The sequence below is a fragment of the Dietzia sp. IBK-p2-15D genome, from assembly GCF_057773105.1.
This window is the reverse complement of record NZ_JBYMTK010000016.1, coordinates 1-15,858: the sequence shown is the minus strand read 5'-3', so window position 1 is coordinate 15,858 and position 15,858 is coordinate 1. Positions and strand designations below refer to the sequence as shown.

At 71.1% G+C, this 15,858-nt stretch carries 17 protein-coding genes; 6 read left to right on the top strand and 11 right to left on the bottom strand.

Annotation, left to right across the window (positions count from 1 at the left end; all coding sequences use genetic code 11):
- The first annotated feature begins 128 nt into the window (after positions 1-128).
- A complete protein-coding gene (locus AC3DEV_RS16220) occupies positions 129-314 on the top strand; it encodes a DUF3073 domain-containing protein (RefSeq protein ID WP_067712007.1) in 186 nt (61 codons plus the stop codon).
- A 146-nt stretch (positions 315-460) separates the two neighbouring features.
- Here the strand turns inward: AC3DEV_RS16220 and purM are convergent, their stop codons facing one another.
- From purM to AC3DEV_RS16200, 4 genes are all read right to left on the bottom strand, one after another.
- The gene (purM, locus tag AC3DEV_RS16215) at positions 461-1,543 is read right to left on the bottom strand and encodes a phosphoribosylformylglycinamidine cyclo-ligase (RefSeq protein ID WP_067712004.1); all 1,083 of its coding nucleotides are present in this window, start codon (positions 1,541-1,543) and stop codon (positions 461-463) included.
- A gap of 39 nt (positions 1,544-1,582) precedes the next feature.
- Positions 1,583-3,214 (bottom strand): amidophosphoribosyltransferase, encoded by a 1,632-nt coding sequence (gene purF / locus AC3DEV_RS16210; RefSeq protein WP_488372761.1) that lies wholly within the window; start codon positions 3,212-3,214, stop codon positions 1,583-1,585.
- A gap of 202 nt (positions 3,215-3,416) precedes the next feature.
- Positions 3,417-3,806 (bottom strand): sterol carrier family protein, encoded by a 390-nt coding sequence (locus tag AC3DEV_RS16205; RefSeq protein ID WP_363426517.1) that lies wholly within the window; start codon positions 3,804-3,806, stop codon positions 3,417-3,419.
- Positions 3,803-5,395 carry an LssY C-terminal domain-containing protein gene (locus AC3DEV_RS16200; protein WP_488372760.1) on the bottom strand — a complete coding sequence of 531 codons (1,593 nt, stop codon included), beginning with the start codon at positions 5,393-5,395 and terminating at the stop codon, positions 3,803-3,805. The genes AC3DEV_RS16205 and AC3DEV_RS16200 overlap by 4 nt, the downstream gene beginning before the upstream one ends.
- Before the next feature lie 54 nt (positions 5,396-5,449).
- Between AC3DEV_RS16200 and AC3DEV_RS16195 the strand changes: the two genes are divergently transcribed.
- A complete protein-coding gene (locus AC3DEV_RS16195; protein ID WP_488372759.1) occupies positions 5,450-6,595 on the top strand; it encodes a hypothetical protein in 1,146 nt (381 codons plus the stop codon).
- A gap of 21 nt (positions 6,596-6,616) precedes the next feature.
- On the opposite strand, the gene AC3DEV_RS16190 is transcribed toward AC3DEV_RS16195, so the two are convergent.
- The 3 genes from AC3DEV_RS16190 to AC3DEV_RS16180 all read right to left on the bottom strand — a co-directional run bounded on the left by AC3DEV_RS16190 (position 6,617) and on the right by AC3DEV_RS16180 (position 10,920).
- Positions 6,617-7,285, bottom strand: a complete 669-nt coding sequence (locus AC3DEV_RS16190) for a YoaK family protein (RefSeq protein WP_132064004.1) — start codon at positions 7,283-7,285, stop codon at positions 6,617-6,619.
- Between the two features lie 40 nt (positions 7,286-7,325).
- Positions 7,326-9,626, bottom strand: coding sequence for a phosphoribosylformylglycinamidine synthase subunit PurL (gene purL, locus AC3DEV_RS16185; RefSeq protein WP_154828827.1), 2,301 nt, complete (start codon positions 9,624-9,626; stop codon positions 7,326-7,328).
- An 82-nt stretch (positions 9,627-9,708) separates the two neighbouring features.
- The gene (locus tag AC3DEV_RS16180; RefSeq protein WP_488372758.1) at positions 9,709-10,920 is read right to left on the bottom strand and encodes a saccharopine dehydrogenase family protein; all 1,212 of its coding nucleotides are present in this window, start codon (positions 10,918-10,920) and stop codon (positions 9,709-9,711) included.
- A gap of 441 nt (positions 10,921-11,361) precedes the next feature.
- Here AC3DEV_RS16180 and AC3DEV_RS16175 point away from each other — a divergent pair, with 441 nt between their 5' ends.
- Positions 11,362-11,550: a hypothetical protein gene (locus tag AC3DEV_RS16175; protein WP_268091680.1), complete on the top strand. Its 189-nt coding sequence runs from the start codon at positions 11,362-11,364 to the stop codon at positions 11,548-11,550.
- Positions 11,551-11,584: 34 nt separating this feature from the next.
- Positions 11,585-11,776, top strand: a complete 192-nt coding sequence (locus AC3DEV_RS16170; RefSeq protein WP_268091679.1) for a hypothetical protein — start codon at positions 11,585-11,587, stop codon at positions 11,774-11,776.
- A 577-nt stretch (positions 11,777-12,353) separates the two neighbouring features.
- On the opposite strand, the gene purQ is transcribed toward AC3DEV_RS16170, so the two are convergent.
- The 4 genes from purQ to AC3DEV_RS16150 form a co-directional block, all read right to left on the bottom strand.
- Positions 12,354-13,031, bottom strand: coding sequence for a phosphoribosylformylglycinamidine synthase subunit PurQ (purQ, locus tag AC3DEV_RS16165; RefSeq protein WP_268091677.1), 678 nt, complete (start codon positions 13,029-13,031; stop codon positions 12,354-12,356).
- Positions 13,028-13,282 carry a phosphoribosylformylglycinamidine synthase subunit PurS gene (gene purS, locus AC3DEV_RS16160; RefSeq protein ID WP_069388988.1) on the bottom strand — a complete coding sequence of 85 codons (255 nt, stop codon included), beginning with the start codon at positions 13,280-13,282 and terminating at the stop codon, positions 13,028-13,030. Before purS ends, purQ begins: the two co-directional genes overlap by 4 nt.
- A gap of 98 nt (positions 13,283-13,380) precedes the next feature.
- Complete coding sequence (locus tag AC3DEV_RS16155) at positions 13,381-14,085, bottom strand: DUF2334 domain-containing protein (RefSeq protein WP_488372757.1); 705 nt, start codon at positions 14,083-14,085, stop codon at positions 13,381-13,383.
- A 120-nt stretch (positions 14,086-14,205) separates the two neighbouring features.
- On the bottom strand, positions 14,206-14,703 hold the full coding sequence (locus AC3DEV_RS16150) for a glutathione peroxidase (RefSeq protein ID WP_488372756.1): 498 nt from the start codon (positions 14,701-14,703) through the stop codon (positions 14,206-14,208).
- A 63-nt stretch (positions 14,704-14,766) separates the two neighbouring features.
- Here AC3DEV_RS16150 and AC3DEV_RS16145 point away from each other — a divergent pair, with 63 nt between their 5' ends.
- The gene (locus tag AC3DEV_RS16145; RefSeq protein ID WP_069389637.1) at positions 14,767-15,045 is read left to right on the top strand and encodes a helix-turn-helix transcriptional regulator; all 279 of its coding nucleotides are present in this window, start codon (positions 14,767-14,769) and stop codon (positions 15,043-15,045) included.
- Entirely contained in the window at positions 15,042-15,596 is a 555-nt protein-coding gene (locus AC3DEV_RS16140) for a hypothetical protein (RefSeq protein ID WP_067711963.1), read from the top strand. Before AC3DEV_RS16145 ends, AC3DEV_RS16140 begins: the two co-directional genes overlap by 4 nt.
- Positions 15,597-15,858 lie beyond the last annotated feature (262 nt).

Here is a 15,858-nt window from a genome sequence, read left to right as displayed (position 1 = left end):
AGACGACTCCCTCGACACCCGGGCGGACATTCCGCGCCGGGCACGCTATCCTGTGGACAGGCAGATACTCACACTTGCAATGGGCACCCCCGAGGTGGCCCAGCACCGTTTCCGAGGGGGTCAGGTCAATGGGCCGAGGCCGCGCGAAGGCGAAGCAGACCAAGGTCGCTCGCGAACTCAAGTACAACACTCCGCAGACGGACCTAGAACGTCTCCAGCAGGAGTTGTCGGGTGGAGGGTCGCCGACGCGGCTCAGCACCGATGAGGACGATGACCCCTACGGGTCATGGTCCGACGGCGACACCAGGTACTGACCATCCCCCGTTCCCGGTAGACCCACGTGGGCCGGGCATCCCCGAGGATGCCCGGCTCACGCGTGTCACACTGGCCGGGACACCGCACGACGACACAGCGACCCGGCCGGAACTGCCCCGGCCGGGTCGCTGTCGTCTGCGAGCGGTCAGAACCGGGCGTGTGAACCCTCGAGTGTCACGCGGGGGGCGTCGGCGTCCTCGCCGGCCTTCTCCACGCGCCCGATCACCCAGTTCTCGACGTGGCGTGCGGTGAGGACGGCCTGGGCCCGGTCCACGTCCTCCTCGGGCAGGACGGCGACCATCCCGACCCCCATGTTGAACGTGCGCTCCATCTCGGCCTGCTCGACGCGGCCGTGGTGGGCGATGGTGCCGAAGACGGCGGGAACGGGCCAGCGTCCCCGGTCGAGGCGCGCGACCAGGCCGCGGGGCATCACCCGGGCGAGGTTCTCGGCGAGCCCGCCGCCGGTGACGTGGCTGAAGACCCGGACGTCGGTCTCCGCGATGAGGCTCAGGCAGTCGAGCGCATAGATACGCGTCGGCTCGAGCAGCTCCTCACCCAGGGTCCGTCCGAACTCCTCGACGTGCCCCTCGAGCGGGAGTCGGGCGAGCTCGAGGAGGACGTGCCGGGCCAACGAGTACCCGTTGGAGTGCAGCCCCGAGGAGGCCATCCCGATGATCACGTCGCCGGGGCGGACCTTCTCGGCCTGGAGGATCTCGTCGGCCTCGACGATCCCCACACCGGTGGCGGAGATGTCGTACTCCCCCGGGGCCATGAGACCGGGGTGCTCGGCCGTCTCCCCGCCCAGCAGCGCGCACCCGGCCCGGACGCAGCCCTCCGCGATCCCCTCGACGATGTCCGCGACGTGCTCGGGGACGACCTTGCCGATGGCGATGTAGTCCTGCAGGAACAGCGGCTCGGCACCGCACACCACGAGGTCGTCGACGACCATGGCGACGAGATCGATACCGACCGTGTTGTGGACGTCCATCGCCTGCGCGACAGCGATCTTGGTCCCGACGCCGTCCGTGGACGACGCGAGAAGCGGTTGCCGGTAGGTGTTCTTCAGCGAGAACAGGCCGGCGAATCCACCGAGGCCTCCCATCACCTCCGGCCGGGTCGCCCGCTTGGCGTGGGGGGCGAACAGCTCCACCGCGCGCTCGCCGGCGTCGATGTCGACGCCCGCGGCGGCATACGAGGCGCCGGTCGGGGGGTGTGAGTTGTCGGTCATGTGGTCTCTCCTCGTCGGCGCCCCTGGTCGGGCGCCCGTTCAGGGTCGGCGGACGGGGTCCGCGATGTCACTGCGGACCGGGAAGCGATCGGCCTCGAGGCCGTCGACCTCGGCTGCCAGCGCGCGCACGGCCGCGCTCATGGGCGAGTCGTCGGGAAGCTCGATGGGATAGTGCCCGTCGAAGCACGCTGCGCACAGTTCGTCGCCGCGTTGGCCGCTGGCCTCGATCATCCCCTCGACGGAGACGTATCCGAGGCTGTCCGCGCCGATGGCGCGGCGCACCCCCTCGAGCATTCCGTCCGAGGCGTCGACGCCGTTGGCGATGAGTTCGGCGGGGCTCGCGAAGTCGATCCCGTAGAAGCACGGCCAGCGCACCGGCGGCGAGGCGATCCGGACGTGCACCTCACGGGCTCCGGCCTCGTACAACATGCGGACCAGGGCGCGCTGGGTGTTGCCCCGAACGATCGAGTCGTCCACCACCACGAGCCGCTGCCCGCGGATCACCTCACGCAGCGGGTTGAGCTTGAGTCGGATCCCCAGTTGCCTGATGGTCTGGCTGGGTTGGATGAACGTACGGCCCACGTAGGCGTTCTTCGTCAGCCCCTGCGCGAACGGGATCCCGGACTCCTGCGCATAACCGACGGCGGCCGGCGTGCCGGACTCGGGGACCGGGATCACCAGGTCCCCCTCGGCGGGATGCTCGCGGGCCAGGCGGCGCCCGATCTCGACCCTCGCGGAGTTGACCAGGCGCCGGTTGATCACCGAGTCGGGACGGGCGAGGTAGACGTACTCGAACACGCACGTCTTGGGGGTCGGGGGCGAGAGCTTGCGGGACCGTACGCCGTCGGCGTCGATCGCGATGAGTTCGCCGGGCTCGATGTCGCGGACGAACGAGGCGCCGACGATGTCCAGGGCCGACGTCTCGGACGAGACGACCCAGCCGCGCTCGAGGCGGCCGAGCGCCAGCGGGCGGACACCGTGCGGGTCGCGGGCCGCGTAGAGCGTGTTCTCGTCGGAGAAGGTGAGACAGTAGGCACCGCGCAGCCGGGGCAGCAGACGGGCCGCGGCCTCCTCGAGTCCCCCGTCGCGCGCCTCGTGGGCCAGCAGGGTCGAGACGATGTCGGAGTCCGAGTGGGTACTCTCCTCCGAGTACCCGCCGATCCCCAGGGCCGTCGCGTGCCGTTTGAGTTCCTGCGTGTTGACGAGGTTGCCGTTGTGGCCGAGGACGACGGAACCGCCGTCGATGATCGGCCTGAACATCGGCTGGGCGTTGTCCCAGCTCGCCGCGCCGGTGGTGGAGTAGCGGCAGTGGCCGATCGCCACGTGACCGTGCATCGACTCGAGGGTCTGCTCGTCGAAGACCTGACTGACCAGGCCGAGATCCTTGTAGACCAGGACCTGCTCACCGTCCGCCACGGCGATGCCGGCGGCCTCCTGGCCACGGTGCTGGAGTGCGTACAGGCCGTAGTAGGTGAGCTTGGCGACGTCCTCGCCGGGGGCCCACACGCCGAAGACGCCGCATTCCTCGACCGGGCCGATGCGCTCCGCGTCGACGGGCAGGCCAGCGGGGCCGGGGGCGGACGGATCGGGCAGCCCGAGCCCGACGGCGGAGCTGCCACCGGGACGGCGGAGTGACCCGGACGGTGCCGGTCGTGACGACGTACTCTCCACCTGCTGGTGCTCCCTCGCGACTTTCGGGGCGGTCCGCCCGGACGGACCCCGGCGGTGCACCTGCAAGTCTACGGTCACCGACCCCCGTGGCCCCAAAGTCCAGCGCGCAGCCCCCCTCCGCCGGGCGCCCACCCCCCGCCCCGTCACGAGGCACCCGACCGAGCCCCGCACCCCGGCCGAGCCCCGCACCCGGCCGGGCCCCTCACCCCGGCCGGACGACCGGCAGCCCCGCGGCGACCGCCGCCGCCCGGGTCCCCGAGGCGCGCACGCGGCCCTCGGAGATCGCCGAGTCCCAGTCGAGCCGGCCCGTCGCCAACTCCAGCCAGGTGCGGGGGTCCGTCTCGACGACGTTCGGGGGGCTGCCGCGGGTGTGCCGGGGCCCCTCCACGCACTGCGCCGCGGCGAACGGCGGCACCCGGACCTCGACCGAACGGCCCGGCAACTCCGCCGCGAGGATCTCCACGGTGCCGCGGACCGCCGCCGCCAACGCCGACCGTCCAGGAGTGGCGACCGACTCGTCGTCGTCGTCGAGCCACGGTGTCACCACCTCGACGGCCGCGCGCACCGCCGCGGCGTCGGGGACGCGGCTCACGTCGGATCCCCCGCCGCCACGGGGACCGGGTCCGCGGCGACCGGCAGTCCCCGCGCGCCGGTGCGCACGCCCCGACGGCGGTCGCGACGGTCCTGGGCGGTGCGCCGACTCCACGTCCGCGCGGCCAGGCTCGTGAGCAACAACATGATGAGGACGTTGACCGCCAGGACGGGGTACCCGCCGAGGAAGGTGTCCTGCTCGGCATCAGTGGACACGCGCCCGTACTCGGTGGAGACGGTGCTCACCACGGTCAGTGTCAGCAACCACACGCGCGGCCGGGCATACCCCAGGTAGGTGAGCAGTGCCAGAACCCCCATCGCGCCGTAGGTCGCGCCGATGAACAACGCGAGCACCACGACCGCGGGCACCACCTCGGACTGCTCGAGCCCCGCGAACTCCTCCAGGTCCGTCCCGCCCAGCAGGTCGCGCAACGCCAGCACGGTCAACACGAGGACGCTGACGGCGACGAGTGCGCACCCCGCGGTGAGCGCCGCCGGCCGCGGCAGGTGGCCGGGGTCGGGCGCGACGTCGTCGGCCGGACGGTCCGGATCCCCCGAGGCGACGCCGCCCTCGGCGACCGGGTCGTCGAACCCGCGGGCCGCGCGCACCACGCCCGGCGGCAGGTCGGCCGCCGACGCCTCGGGCACCGGCACGGTGCGCAGGTCCAGCACGGGCAGGTCCCCGTCGGTGCGGATCGCGTCACCGCCGCCGTTGCGGGAGTGGTAGCCGGTCGAGAAGTTCTCCAGCACCCGGACCCCCACACCGGGGACGTGGTACCGGATGGAGTCGACGATGTAGTCGCGCTCGACGTCGATGTCCGCGTCGATCTTGTGGGTCACCTGGAGGGTGAACAGCGACAGGCCCACCGCGCGGTCGTAGGTGCCGGCGCCGAGCCACTGCACCCGGTGCCCGCCGGGCAGCAGCCACCCGTCCGGGCACCGCCAGAAGCGCACGTGGTGGCGCTGCGCGGCGTTGCCCTCGACCTCCTGCTGATACGCCAGGCACTGCCGGCGACCGAAGAGCCGCAACGGACTGACCGGCGCCGACGGGTAGGACCGACGCAGGACCGAGGACATGATGATCCCCCACGAGGAGCGGACCGTGATGTCGTCGGCCAGCACCCAGCCGCAGGCGGTCATCGCCTCGTGGATCTGGCGGGCCGTGCCGTCGACGGCGAGGTTGACCGGATCCCCCAGCAGACCGTCGGAGGTGCGGGTGCGGGCGATGAAGTACCCGGGCACGTACACCGACGTGACGAGCGTCTGCAGGCGCGGCAGCACCAGGTAGGCGACCAGCGCCCAGAACGGGATCAGCAGGAACAGATGCCACCAGGTGTGGTGCCAGACGTCGCTCAGCAACCGCCAGCCCAGCCAGCCCGCCGACAGGGTGGCGACCGAGAAGAACACGGTGTCCACCGCGAGGCCGGGCAGGGGTGGCCGCACCGTGTCGTCGCGGACCTTGGTCGGCGGGCTGACGTAGACGGGCGGTTCGGTCGGGCGGCCGGGCTCGACGGGGACTCCCGTCACGGCCGGAGCCGCCGGGTCGGCGCCGCCGCCCGCGACGGGCGTCGTGCGCTCGCTGGTGGACATGGATCGACGATAGCCGCCGGTCCGTCCCGTGCGGAGCCCGATCACTGCGAGAATATGCGCGTGCCCACGCCCGACCCCACCCCCGCGAGTAGCCTGACCGCCCACGAGGACCACCTGCGCGCCCTGGGGTTGCCGCTCGTGATCGCCCCGGCCACGCGGCGCCGCGAGGTGCTCCCCCGCTCCGCCGGCGTCGGTGCCGGGCTCGCGGTGGCCGCCACCGGGATCGCCGCCGTGGACCGGTCGAACGACTACATGATCGCGCTGCTCGAGCGGGCCGGGCCGGGGGCGGAGCCGGAACTGCTCGACGCCCCGGAGCCGATCGCCGAACTCCTCCTGCTGGCGGTCGCGCTCTGGGTCGCCGCCCCACTCGTGGGATGGCTGGTGTCGACGGCGGCCCGTCGCGCGCGCCCGGTGGCCGGCTCGGCGATCGGTCTCGGGGCACTGATCGCCCTCGTAGTCGTCCCCCACGTCGTGTTCGACCCCCACGACGGCCCCTCGTACCGCACCACCGTCCTGCTCGCGGTGGGCGTCCTGGTGGGCACCTACACGGGGCTGGGCTCGCTGGTGCGCTGGTCGGCGCGGCGCGTGCGGCGGGAACTGGCCACCATGGGGCCGATGGTGGCGAGGGTGCTGCCGATCCTCATGCTGGCGGTGCTGTTCCTGTTCTTCAGCGTGGAGATCTGGCAGGTCATGGTGGAACTGTCCTGGCCGCGGACGTTCGCCGTGTTGGGCGTCATGGTGGTGCTCACCGTGCTGCTGGTGGGCATCTCCACCCGCGACGACATCCTCCAGGACCTGGGAGGGCGCGCGCCGGACCACCCGCTGCGTCCGGGCGAGCGGGTGAACCTGGTGCTGGTGCCCGTGCTGGCGACCCTGATCCAGGCGGCGCTGTTCGCCACGCTCGTATTCCTGTTCTTCGTGACCCTCGGGTGGATCGCCGTCCCCGAGATCACCGAGACCCGGTGGACGCTGCGCCCTCCCGACGAGCCGGGCGGGCTGCTGTTCGGACTCCCGGTCAGCGTCACCCTCGTGCGCGTGTCGCTGATGCTGGCGACGTTCTCCGCGCTCAACCTGGCCGCCGCGGCGGCCTCCGACGCAGCGCACAAGGAACGGTTCGTACGTCCGATGCTCGACGAGGTGGTCCGTGGCCTCGCCGCGCGGGAGGCCTACCTGGGGGCACGACGACGAGGGCTGCCGTAGGCCCGGGGCCCTGACGGGCCGTCAGGGGGTGCGGTAGTCCCGGGCGCGCAGCAGGACGGTCACGACCGCCGCGCCGATCACGACCGCCGCGGCCAGCGCGAGCGCGGTGGCGCCCATGGCCACGTGCAGCAGCGCACCGGCGACACCACCGAGGACGAGCGCGGACCACAGGGCCACCTGCTGGCGGTACGGGGCCCACGATCCCCCGGCCAGCGCGTCGACCAGGCGGTGGGCCGACTTCACCACGGCGCCCGTCATGTACGTCACGCCGAGCGAGACCTCGCCACGGGAGTGGAAGACGGAGTTCATGGCCCCCATCGATGCCGCCGCCGCCGCGACGGACACCGGCGTCCCGAGCACCGTGGCCGTGGTGACCCAGTGCAGGACGAGCGAGAGCACGAGCAGGAACGCCACGAGGGACAGGACCGCCGGTCGGTCGTCGAGGTTGCGGCGTCGGGTCACCACCGCGCCCCCGACCGCCCCCAGGAAGAACGAGACCAGCACGACGGCGGCGATGGCGGCACCTGCGAGGTCACCGCCCGAGAGATCGACGACCATGCGGGTGGAGTTCCCGCTCATGAAGGACACGAAGTAGCCGCCCACCACGAGGAAGCCGACGGCGTCGACGAACCCCGCGGTGGCGGCGAGCACCACCGCGAGGACCCGCTCACGCCCGCGCAGGTCGCGCATCCGCCCGCCTGTCCCCGGTCCGGCCGTCCTCCCCGACGACTCAGACGGGGTCGACGCCGAACAGCGCCGGCAGCGTCCCCTCGTGGGCGGCGCGCAACTCGTCGGTGGTGAGGGTGAACTGGCCCTGCACCTCGAACGTGCCCGAGTCGGGGTCGGTCACGCCGACCCGCGCGTGCGGGATGTTCTGCGCGGTGAGCATCTGCTGGAAGCGGATCTCCTCGCCCCGCGGCACGGAGACGATCACGCGTCCGGAGGACTCGGAGAACAGCCACAGGAACGGGTCGGCGCCCTCGGGCAGCACGACGCGGATGCCGCACTCGCCCGCCAGCGCCGACTCCACGAGAGCCTGCGCGAGGCCGCCCTCGGACAGGTCGTGGGCGCCGGTGATGAGGCCGTCCTTGGAGCTGGTCGCCATGATGCGGGCCAGGGTGGCCTCCCACGCCAGGTCCACAGTCGGGGGCAGGCCGCCGAGGTGGTCGTGGGCGACCTGGGCCCAGATGGACCCGTCGAGCTCGTCCCGGGTCTCGCCGAGGAGGTAGATGCTCTCGCCGGGGGTGTCACCGAACGCGGTGGGCGTGCGGCGGGCGACGTCGTCGATCACCCCGAGCACGCCCACGACGGGCGTCGGCAGAATCGGCGTGGAGCCGGTCTGGTTGTAGAACGAGACGTTGCCGCCGGTGACGGGGATGCCGAGCTCGGCGCACCCGTCGGCCAGGCCGTGGACGGCCTCGCGGAACTGCCACATCACGCCCGGGTCCTCGGGGGAGCCGAAGTTCAGGCAGTTGGTCACCGCGACCGGGGTGGCGCCGGTGACGGCGACGTTGCGGAAGGCCTCCGCCAGGGCCAGTCGGGCGCCGGTGTACGGGTCGAGCTTGGTGTAGCGACCGGAGGCGTCGGTCGACAGCGCGATGCCGCGCCCGGTCTCCTCGTCGATGCGCAGGACACCGCCGTCGGCGGCTTCCGCGAGGATCGTGTTGCCGCGGACGTACCGGTCGTACTGCTCGGTGATGAACTTGCGCGAGCACAGCGCCGGGCTGGAGATCATGTCCAGCAGGGTCTGGCGCAGCTCGTCACCGGTGGCCGGGCGCGCCAGGTTCGCGGTGGTGTCGGCCTGCAGTGCGTCCTGGTCGGCGGGGCGCTCGACGGGGCGCTCGTAGACCGGTCCCTCGTCGGCCAGTGACTCCGGCGGGGCGTCCACGACGGTCTCGCCGCGGAACTCGATGGTGAGTCGGTCGCCGTCGGTGACCTCGCCGATGTCGGCGGCCAGCACGTCCCAGCGGCGGCACACCTCCATGAAGGCCTCGACGTTCTCCGGCGTCACCACGGCGCACATGCGTTCCTGCGACTCACTGGAGAGGATCTCCGCGGCGGTCATGCCCTCCGCACGCAGCGGGACGTTGTCGAGCACGATGTGCATGCCGCCGTCGCCGGCCGCCGCCAGCTCGGAGGTGGCGCACGCGAGGCCGGCTCCGCCGAGGTCCTGGATGCCCACGACCAGTTCCTCGCGGTACAGGTCGAGGCAGCACTCGATGAGGACCTTCTCCATGAACGGGTCGCCCACCTGGACGGCCGGGAGCTTGCGGGGCTTGACCGGCGCGCCGTGCTCATCCACGTCGAAGGTCTCGGAGGCGAGCACCGACACGCCGCCGATCCCGTCGAGGCCGGTGCGGGCACCGAAGAGGATGATCCGGTTGCCCGTGCCGGACGCGAACGCCAGGTGCAGGTCCTCGACGCGCATGACGCCCGCGCCGAGGGCGTTGACCAGGGGGTTGGCGGCGTAGGACTCGTCGAACACGGTCTCGCCACCGATGTTCGGCAGGCCCAGGCAGTTGCCGTAGCCTCCGACGCCCGCCACGACGCCGGGGAGCACGCGGTGCGTGTCGTCGGCGTCGGCGGGGCCGAAGCGCAGCTGGTCCATCACGGCCACCGGCCGCGCACCCATCGCCATGATGTCGCGGATGATCCCGCCGACACCGGTCGCGGCGCCCTGGTAGGGCTCGATGTACGAGGGATGGTTGTGGGACTCCACCTTGAAGGTCACGGCCCAGCCGTCGCCGATGTCCACGACGCCGGCGTTCTCACCGATGCCGGCGAGCATGGACGAGCGCATCTCGTCGGTGGTGGTCTCCCCGAAGTACCTCAGGTGCACCTTGGAGGACTTGTAGGAGCAGTGCTCCGACCACATGACGGAGTACATGGCCAGCTCGGCGTCCGTGGGGCGGCGCCCCAGGATCTCCCGGATGCGGGCGTACTCGTCCTCCTTGAGTCCGAGTTCCGCCCACGGCTGGGCCAGCTCGGGGGTGTCGGAGGCGTGCGAGATGGAGTCCACGTGAGAGGTCACGGGGCCGAGTCTAGTCGGCCCCCTCCGGGTGGCGAATCGACGCCTTCGGCCCCACCTCGTGCGGGGTCGCCCGGGGCCCGCCCTACGTCGACAGGACCTCGAACGTCAGGCCGCCGCGCTGGACCCGGTCCAGCAGGGCGTCACCCATGGCCTGGGCCGTGGTGAGCTGACCCGAGAGCGCGGGCAGGTCGTCGAACGCCAGACTCAGACCCGACTCGGCGAGCATCATCGACGTCTCGTTGTACCCCGGGTCGCCCCCCGAGACCCGGGTGACGATCCGACGTCCGCCGGCGAGCGCGACGAAGGTGACGTCGAACGAGGACCGGGCCCGGCGGGACTCGCTCGGCCCGGCTCCGCGGTCGATCCGCTTGAGGATCTGCGACCGGATGGGGCCGACCTGCGAGCCGAGCGCGAGCGCGCCGACACCGACCATGCCGGCCGTGGCGGTGACGGGCGAGCCGACCGACGCGTAGTGCGAGTAGGTGAAGTCCGGCCCGTAGCTCTCGAGGGCTGCGGCCGACCGCAGGACGATCTGCGGGTCGATGGTCGGCAGCGGCACGAGCCAGCGGCCCAGCACGCTGTCCCGGTGCGGCTTGCCCTGGACCGACTTGATCCGCCGACCGGAGACCCTGCCCTCCTTCTGGCGCCGCAGCTTGGCGGTCTTCGCCGCGTCCCGCAGGCGCGCGAACTGGCCGATGGCCGAGTGGAAGGTGCCGCCGGAGAACTGGGCGTCCGCGTGGACGGCCCCGTACACCACCGCGGGCACGCCCTCGGGGACCTGCTTCATGGTGTAGAACACGCCCAGGTCGTGGGGGATCGAGTCGAAGCCGCAGGCGTGGACGATCCGTGCGCCGGAGGCCACGGCCGCGTCGTGGTGCTCGAGGTACATGCGGTCGACGAACTCGGGCTCGCCGGTCAGGTCGACATAATCGGTTCCGGCCTCGGCGCAGGCGGCCACCAGGGGCTCGCCGTACTCGAGGTACGGGCCGACGGTGGTGATGATGACGCGAGCGGACCGTGCCATCTCCGCCAGCGAGCGCGCGTCGTCGGTGTCCGCGACGACGACCCCGGGCGCGGGGACGTCGGGCATCTCGGTGGCCAGTCGGGCGACGATCGCGTCCAGCTTGGTCCGGTTCCGGCCCGCCACCGCCCAGGAACCACCCTCGGGCGTGTGCCGCAACAGGTACTCGGCCACCAGTCCCCCGGTGAACCCGGTCGCACCGTAGAGGACGATGTCGAACGGCCGGTCGGCCTTGTCGGAGGCGGAGACGGGCTGGTCACTGGTTTCGCTCATCCCACGGTTCTACCGCATCGGCCGCAGTCGACGCGGGTTCGGCGCCAATCGGGCCACTCACGCCGCGACGACGGTGGATCGCGCCCCGAAACCTGACTGCAACGACCTGGACCACCGGTCAACTCGATGGCCGCCCCGGTAACGACGAGCCTGCCGACTCCCGCGCAGGGGGCCGCGGCCACCCGGGTTTCGAGGGGGCCGCCCCATCCCCGCCGCACATCACGGCATCACCGGTGGAGAACTCGACCGCGCACTCCCAGCCCGGTGCCGCCGGATGTTCGCCGGCCTAATATCACATTGTGATTTCCCCGGGCGACTTGGTCGCCACTTGGTGAGACACTTCTCCTTGTCCCGGCGTTCCGGGTGCGCGACGACCATCCGGGCCGTCGCGGCCGCCCTCCCCGGGGCGGCAACACGACGTAGTCAACCAAGGAGCCACACATGGATCTCACCGGCTCGATCTTCGACGCCACCGCTCCCCTGAGCGCCCAGGCAACGGGCAGCGCCATCGGCCTCACGGGTTCATCGTTCATCGACACTGTCGCCTTCGCCCTGACGGCGGCGCCCGGCTACCTGCTCAGCGTCATCGCCGGGATCGGCGCCGACCTGGGCAGCACCACCGGCGCCTGACCGAATCCGCCACCCACCAACCAAGGAGACACCTATGGACCTCACCGGTTCCATCTATGACGCCACAGCGCCGCTTAGTATGACGCTAGGAGGAAGCCTCGCCGGGGGCCCCACCGGCTCGTCGGCGATCGACACGATCCTCGGCACCCTCTTCTCGCTCCCCTCGCTCTTCGGGAGCCTGGCCGCCATGGCGGGCGCCGACATCGGCAGCACCTGGGGGCCGTAGCGCCCTCGGCCGGAGAACGTCGCCCCAATGAATCCCTTGAGCGGCAGCGACGCGCCGCCCGACCGCCGGGCGGCGCGCCCCCTTGTATTCACCATGTACATTAGGTGACACGTGACATATTCCTGGCGAATCTAAGTGAATTCCCAGGTACCTGTGCAAAATTCTCCCTATGCGCGTGACCACCCGGGTCGCCGCACGTCGCTCCGCCATTCCAGGGGCGAACTACATAAAGGAGAACCCATGGACCTCACCGGTTCGATCGCCGACGCCACCGCCCCCTCAGCGCTGAGCTCGTCGGCAGCCTGGAAGGCGGCCTGCCCGGCTCGTCGGCCATCGACACCATCGCCCAGGCGCTCTTCATCCTGCCGAACCTGCTCCTGGCCTTCGTCGGCGGCCTGGGCGGCGACCTCGGGAGCACCGGCAGCGCTGGCCTCCCCGTCTGATTCGACGCTTTCAGGACAAGGGGCCCGTCGGGAGAGATTCCGGCGGGCCCTTCGTCATGGACGCGCTGCGCGCGGTTGGCGGCGCGTGCACCGCGCCGCGTCAGCCGCGGTGCATCGTCTAAACCTGGTGTCGTCTAGACCCTCACGATCGTGTCCAGTGCGGACAGGAACAGGCCCAGCCCGTCGTCGGAGGGCCCGGTCAGCGGGTCGATCGCGTGCTCGGGGTGCGGCATGAGACCCACCACGCGACCGTTCGCGGAGCTGATGCCGGCGATGTTGTTGGTGGAGCCGTTGGGGGCGTCTCCGGCGAAGCGGAAGACCACGCGCCCCTCCGCCTCGAGCTGCTCGATGGTCTCGGGCGTGGCCATGTAGCGGCCCTCGCCGGACTTGAGCGGGATGAGGATCTCGGCATCCTGCTCGAACCGGGAGGTCCAGGCGGTGCCGTTGTTCTCCACCCGCAGCCACTCGTCGCGGCAGATGAAGTGCATGTCGCGGTTGCGGCCCATGGCGCCGGGCAGCAGCCCGGCCTCGCACAGGATCTGGAAACCGTTGCAGATCCCCAGCACGGGCATGCCGCCGTTGGCGGCCGAGATGACCTCCTCCATGACGGGGGCCATCGAGGCGATGGCACCGCACCGCAGGTAGTCGCCGTAGGAGAAGCCGCCGGGGACCACCACGGCGTCGACGCCCTTGAGGTCGGCGTCGGCGTGCCACAGGGAGACGGCCTCGGCCCCGGCCCGGGTGACGGCACGGGAGGCGTCGATGTCGTCGAGTGTGCCGGGGAAGGTGATGACGCCGATCCGTGCGGTCACGAGGCCGCCTCCGCGGTGTCCACGCGGACGACCTTCCAGTCCTCGATCACGGTGTTGGCCAGGAGGGACGAGGCGATCTCCTCGAGCTCGGCCTCCGTCACGCCGTCGGCGATCTCGAGTTCGAACCGCTTGCCCTGCCGGACGTCGGTGACGCCGCCGTGGCCCAGACGGCCGAGGGCTCGGTGGATGGCCTGACCCTGCGGATCGAGGATCTCGGCCTTGGGCATGACTTCGACGACGACTCGGGCCACGGTGGGAACTCCTCGATCGGACGGCTACGCGGGACGATCCCGGACCGGCCGGGACTCACTGGTCGATCCTACCCGCCGCTGGTCGCCGGACCGAAAGCTCACGCGGCACCCACGAGCGCGACCGGGGACCACTCGTAGCGGACGGGCCGCGCACCGTGCTCGCCGACCACCGCGTCGACCGCGTCGAGCAGCGCCGACCGGGGCGCCCGGCGCGAGAGTTGCGTGGCCGCGACATTGAGCCGGACCGTCCCGCCGGTCTCGGCGGTGCGCCCGGCCGCGGCGTCGAGGGCCCGGCACCACCAGGCGTCGGCGACGAACCCCTCGCCGATCGAGAGCGCTCGACCCCGCTCGATGGTGCCGCGCGGGAGGTCGTGGATCCCGGTCAGTGCGGCGCAAACGTGGAAGCCCGCCCCGGGGAGTGCCCGGAGGCATCCCGGGGAGGCGTTCCAGCGCGGCGGGGCGAACACCCGGGTACGCAGGCCCATCTCCGCCATGAGCCGGTCGGCGGCGGTGAGACGCACGGCGGCCTCGGCGGGTCCGATCGAGGCGAACTCGGGCCTGCGGGGCCTGGTCGCCGCGTCGTCGTAGCCGCCCAGCACGATGGCGTCACCCTGCCGCCGGCGATGCCGCAGCCACTCCTGGGTGCCGTCGTCGTCGGCGAGTCGGTACTCGCGCCCCCGCCGCGGGGCGACGAGCAGCGAGACCGGCACGGACCGACGTTCGAGGTCGCCGACCAGGTCGACGGCGTGGTCGAGGGTGGTGTCGCGGAGTCCCGAGACCGAGACGATGAGGCGCGGGGTCATGAGGGCATCGTGCCAGGGAGTGATGACCCGGTGACGACGGCGAGGTGTACTCCAGATTGCCGAGCCCGATACAGTGCCGAGCCCAAGACATTGCCGAGCCCGATGCCCCTGCCCCCACGGTCAGATCGGAAGTGTCTCCTCGAGGGCGTCCACCAGTTCGGGGGCTCCGGGCTCAACCTTGGGACGGAACCGTCCGACGACCTCTCCCTCGGGCGAGAGCAGGAACTTCTCGAAGTTCCACTGCACGTCCCCCGCCTCACCGTCGGAGTCGGCCACCTTGGTGAGCTCGACGTAGAGCGGGTGACGGTCGGGCCCGTTGACGTCGACCTTGGCCGCGAGCGGGAAGGTGATCCCGTACTTGCCGGAGGTGAACTCCTTGATGGTGTCCTCGTCACCCGGTTCCTGGCCCATGAACTGGTTGCAGGGGAACCCGATCACGAACAGGCCGCGGTCGCGGTAGTCGTCCGCCAGCTCCTGCAGCCCCTCGTACTGCGGGGTGAGCCCGCACTCGCTGGCGACGTTGACCACGAGGACCGCGTGGCCCGCGTAGTCGCCCATGCTGGCCTCCTCGCCGTCGATGGTGGTGAACGAGATGTCGTGGATGCTTCCGCTACTCATGTGATCCAGCCTACCCACAATGACCCATTGACAAATCGTTGGGTTTTCCCAACACTTAGGTACATGAGTCCAGTCCGACGGGGAGAAAAGCTCCCCATTCACAACCGGATCGCCGTGTTGCGGGCCGAGCGCCGCCTGAGCCGTGCGGCGCTCGCCGAGCAGATCGAGGTCAACCCCCAGACCGTGGGGGCGCTCGAGAGAGGCGACCACTACCCGAGCCTGGATCTGGCCTTCCGGATCTGCGCGGTCTTCGACCTGCCGGTCGAGGCCGTGTTCTCCCGCGAGGAGTTCCGACCGATGTCCGCCGAGATCTACCGCCCCACCCGAGAGGACCGATCATGACCTCCAACCGCGTCGACACCCTCACCCGATCCGAGCAGCGATTCGAGAAGATGCAGACCCGGACGGAGGGCAGACTCCCGTCGTGGCGCACCCCGGCACGACGCCGACTGCTCGTCCGCCTGAACTGGGCGAGCCTGGCGATCATGGCTGCGATCGCGGTGGCGGGTTACTTCTGGTTCCCGATCATCCTGGCCTGGCTCCCCATGACCGTGGTGATCTGCGTGGTCTGGACGATGCTGCGCATCACCATCGACTCCAAGGACACCGCCCCCGCCCGATACCTGGACGAGTTCGAGCTGGCGACGCTCCTTCAGGCCCGCTCTCAGTCGCTCTCGCTGGTCACGGGCGGACTGTTCGTGATCTCGATGGTGCTGATCTTCGGTTCGAGCTTCGAGATCGGCGACGGACACCGGCTCGCCTATGTGATGGGAGGCCTCGGCATCCTCACGTTCCTGGCCGGGGCGGTCATTCCCGCAGCCGCGATGACCCGCACCATGCCCCCCGAGAGCGCGGACGACTTCGGGCCCGCCGCCGCCGACCACACCGCCTGATCCCCAGGAGATCCGCTACTCCGATTCCGGATCCGCTATCCCGATGGGACTAGCACGGTGATTGTCAACCTGTTGTGAGTCATTCAGGCGGCGATGAGGGTTGCCGCGATCGGTGGGATCGTCAGTCGTGAGCCATCGTTTGCCAGGTTGATCGTGACGGTGGTGTTCGGGGTGGGGATCTGGGGTCGTTTGCGGTAGCGGCCCGCGTGCTGGCGGTAGTGCTCATCGAGCCTGGTCTGCCGGGCGCGGGCCGTGTCGACCC

Excerpts from the sequence above, each read along its gene's own strand:
- AC3DEV_RS16220 (WP_067712007.1), top strand. The coding sequence starts at position 129 with ATGGGCCGAGGCCGCGCGAAGGCGAAGCAGACCAAGGTCGCTCGCGAA.
- purM (WP_067712004.1), bottom strand. The coding sequence starts at position 1,543 with ATGACCGACAACTCACACCCCCCGACCGGCGCCTCGTATGCCGCCGCG.
- AC3DEV_RS16200 (WP_488372760.1), bottom strand. The coding sequence starts at position 5,395 with ATGTCCACCAGCGAGCGCACGACGCCCGTCGCGGGCGGCGGCGCCGAC.
- AC3DEV_RS16195 (WP_488372759.1), top strand. The coding sequence starts at position 5,450 with ATGCGCGTGCCCACGCCCGACCCCACCCCCGCGAGTAGCCTGACCGCC.
- AC3DEV_RS16190 (WP_132064004.1), bottom strand. The coding sequence starts at position 7,285 with ATGCGCGACCTGCGCGGGCGTGAGCGGGTCCTCGCGGTGGTGCTCGCC.
- AC3DEV_RS16180 (WP_488372758.1), bottom strand. The coding sequence starts at position 10,920 with ATGAGCGAAACCAGTGACCAGCCCGTCTCCGCCTCCGACAAGGCCGAC.
- AC3DEV_RS16175 (WP_268091680.1), top strand. The coding sequence starts at position 11,362 with ATGGATCTCACCGGCTCGATCTTCGACGCCACCGCTCCCCTGAGCGCC.
- AC3DEV_RS16170 (WP_268091679.1), top strand. The coding sequence starts at position 11,585 with ATGGACCTCACCGGTTCCATCTATGACGCCACAGCGCCGCTTAGTATG.
- AC3DEV_RS16155 (WP_488372757.1), bottom strand. The coding sequence starts at position 14,085 with ATGACCCCGCGCCTCATCGTCTCGGTCTCGGGACTCCGCGACACCACC.
- AC3DEV_RS16150 (WP_488372756.1), bottom strand. The coding sequence starts at position 14,703 with ATGAGTAGCGGAAGCATCCACGACATCTCGTTCACCACCATCGACGGC.
- AC3DEV_RS16145 (WP_069389637.1), top strand. The coding sequence starts at position 14,767 with ATGAGTCCAGTCCGACGGGGAGAAAAGCTCCCCATTCACAACCGGATC.
- AC3DEV_RS16140 (WP_067711963.1), top strand. The coding sequence starts at position 15,042 with ATGACCTCCAACCGCGTCGACACCCTCACCCGATCCGAGCAGCGATTC.